A 2,896-nucleotide genomic window follows, 5' to 3' on the forward strand; every position below is an offset into this window, starting at 1 on the left:
CCCTGACCATAATAAAACTTTTGTAACCCAAGTGCGTATTGGAGATGTAATATTAGGAAAGGGTTATGGTAAAAGTAAAAAAGAAGCTGAGCAAGCTGCGGCTATGGAAGCATTGATTAAATTGGGGATATTAAAATGAAAAAAAAGATGTATATAATACCACTTTTTATACCCCATTTAGGTTGTCCTTTTAAGTGTGTTTTTTGCAATCAAAATTCAATAACAGGCCAACAACAGGAGATAACAGAAGAATACGTAAGGCAAACCATAGAAACCCATTTAAAAACTCTTCCAAGTAATGCAGAAATAGAGGTATCTTTTTTTGGTGGAAGTTTTACAGGAATACCACAGGATAAGCAAAATCTCTACTTGGGAATTGCGAAAGAATATTTGGACAATGGCAAAATAGATGCTATTCGTTTGTCTACTCGTCCTGATTATATAGACACCGAGATTTTACAAAATCTTAAGAGATACAAAGTTTCAATAATAGAACTTGGAGTACAGTCAATGGATGAAGAAGTGCTTTTAAAAAGTAGAAGAGGTCATACAAGTGAGGATGTCGTAAAAGCTGTGAATCTAATTCGGCAATATGACTTTAAATTAGGATTGCAAATAATGATAGGACTACCTGGAGATAACTTAGAGAAATCTTTAAATACCGCTTATAAGATTGTGGAGTTGAAACCTGATTTTGTGAGGATTTATCCTACTTTGGTGATTAAAAATACTTATCTTGAAAGAATGTATAAAGAAGGAAGATTCTTTCCTCTAACCTTGCAAGAGGCTGTTGAAATTTCAAAGAAAATGTATATAATTTTTATTAAGAATAATATTGATGTCATTCGGATTGGACTTCAAACGACAGAAAATATTAATTACAATAAAGATGTAGTAGCAGGTCCTTTTCATCCTGCGATGGGACAATTAGTTGAGTCAAGTGTTATTCTTGACATTCTCATAAGGGTATTTGAGGATAAAAATATAAGGAACACAAAGGTTACAATTTTTTCTAATGAAAAGCGGATTTCCACAATTATAGGGCAAAAAAAATTCAACAAGTTGTTTTTAGAAAAAAAATACAACGTAAAGACGGAATTTAAAATATTAAATAGTCTGACTGACGACAAAATAGTTGTTTGTACTGATAAAAAGATTATGCGTATTTCTATAACCGATTTTATAAAAAATAATTTTTAAAAAAATTTTATAAAAAAGAAGGAAATATTGGTTTTTTATCGAATATATAATATATATCAAATGTATTCATTTTCACAATAATGTATGAAGGAGGTTATTTTACAGTGGAGGTTCTAAAAGTATCAGCTAAATCTAAACCTAAGTCTGTAGCAGGTGCATTAGCAGCCGTCTTAAGAGAAAAATCTTCAGCAGAAATTCAGGCGGTTGGGGCAGGTGCAGTAAATCAAGCGGTTAAGGCTATTGCAATAGCAAGGGGGTTTGTGGCGCCAAATGGCATAGACTTAATTGCGATTCCTGCCTTTTCAGAGATTGAGATAGACGGCGAAATGAGGACAGCGATAAAATTTATTGTAGAACCAAGATAATCTAAACCTGCTTTTTTGCAGGTTTTATTTTTATATAGAGGTGATTTTGATGGAAGGCTTCGTTAAAATTTTAGTGTTAGAAAATGAAATAGAAGCTAAACTGTTAGAAGGCATTTTAAAAGAAAAGGGGATACCACATTTTATAAGAAGTTATCATGATACGGCTTATGATGGATTGTTTCAAACGGTAACAGGATGGGGGGAGATATTAGCACCTTCTTCTTATAAGGAAGAAATAGAGGAGATTGTAGAAGAAATACGAAAAAATGAAGATGAAATTTAAATGTAGATGTGGTAAAATGGAAGGTGCATAAGGAGTGGTGGTATGTACCTTAAGAAACTTGAACTTCAAGGCTTTAAGTCTTTTGCAGACAAAGTAACTCTTAATTTTGAAAAAGGTGTAACAGCAATTGTAGGTCCAAATGGAAGTGGCAAAAGTAATATTTCTGACGCTATTAGATTAGTTCTGGGAGAACAAAGTATCAAAAGTTTAAGAGGTTCTAAGTTAGAGGATGTAATTTTTGCAGGTAGCGAGAATAGAAAACCTTTAGGTTTTTGTGAAATAAATCTCACCCTTGATAATTCCGATGGTTATCTTCCTTTTGATTATACAGAAGTAGTTATTACCAGAAAAATTTTTAGATCTGGCGAAAGTGAGTTTTTTATAAATAAAACTCCTTGCCGTCTTAAGGACATATACGAGCTTTTTTTAGATACAGGAGTAGGAAAAGAAGGCTATTCAATAATAGGACAAGGGAGAATAGACGAGATCCTATCTGCAAGACCAGAAGATAGAAGACAAATTTTTGAGGAAGCAATAGGTATTTCAAAGTACAGATATAAAAAAGAAGAAGCAGAAAGGAAACTCACAGCAGCTAATGATAATCTACTTCGTTTAAACGATATAGTTGTAGAATTAGAGAAGCAGCTTACTACTTTGGAAACGCAAAAAAGCAAGGCAGAAGAGTTTTTAAAACTTCATCAGGAAAAAAGAAAAGTAGATATAAGTTTATATATTCAATTAGCAAAGAGGTCTATGAATCAGTACGATGCTTTAAAAGGAAAATATGAGAACTTAAAAAATCAATTAGATGTAAAAAAAATACATAAAATCAATCAAGAGGAGAATTTGTTATATAAAGAAAAAGAAATTCATGACTTAAAACAGCAATTGGACAGTGAAAAAGAGGAATATCACAATAAGTTAAGAGAGATAGAGATAGTCTCAGGAAAAAGGGAATTAATAATAGAGAAGCTTAGAAATTTAGAAGAAACCTCTCGACTTTACAGGGAGGAGTTAGAAAAAGCTGCAAAACGGGAAAGAGTTTTAA

At 32.2% G+C, this 2,896-nt stretch carries 5 protein-coding genes; all 5 read left to right on the top strand.

Annotated features, from left to right (window positions below; genetic code table 11):
• Positions 1-139, top strand: a 139-nt coding sequence (locus M663_RS0111570) for a putative dsRNA-binding protein (protein ID WP_029689020.1), incomplete at its 5' end; no start/stop codon positions are given.
• Positions 136-1,200, top strand: coding sequence for a radical SAM protein (locus M663_RS0111575; protein WP_029689021.1), 1,065 nt, complete (start codon positions 136-138; stop codon positions 1,198-1,200). The genes M663_RS0111570 and M663_RS0111575, both read left to right, overlap by 4 nt.
• Before the next feature lie 104 nt (positions 1,201-1,304).
• Positions 1,305-1,565: a stage V sporulation protein S gene (locus M663_RS0111580; protein ID WP_003869192.1), complete on the top strand. Its 261-nt coding sequence runs from the start codon at positions 1,305-1,307 to the stop codon at positions 1,563-1,565.
• Between the two features lie 49 nt (positions 1,566-1,614).
• Positions 1,615-1,848: a DUF2007 domain-containing protein gene (locus M663_RS0111585; RefSeq protein WP_029689022.1), complete on the top strand. Its 234-nt coding sequence runs from the start codon at positions 1,615-1,617 to the stop codon at positions 1,846-1,848.
• A 42-nt stretch (positions 1,849-1,890) separates the two neighbouring features.
• On the top strand, positions 1,891-2,896 hold a 1,006-nt coding region (locus M663_RS0111590; RefSeq protein WP_029689023.1), incomplete at its 3' end, for an AAA family ATPase.

Origin of the sequence: Thermoanaerobacter sp. A7A (genome assembly GCF_000445185.1) — a bacterium.
GTDB lineage: Bacteria > Bacillota > Thermoanaerobacteria > Thermoanaerobacterales > Thermoanaerobacteraceae > Thermoanaerobacter.

Bases quoted from the DNA above. Each gene is read 5' to 3' on its own strand.
- M663_RS0111575 (WP_029689021.1), top strand. From the start codon at position 136: ATGAAAAAAAAGATGTATATAATACCACTTTTTATACCCCATTTAGGT.
- M663_RS0111585 (WP_029689022.1), top strand. From the start codon at position 1,615: ATGGAAGGCTTCGTTAAAATTTTAGTGTTAGAAAATGAAATAGAAGCT.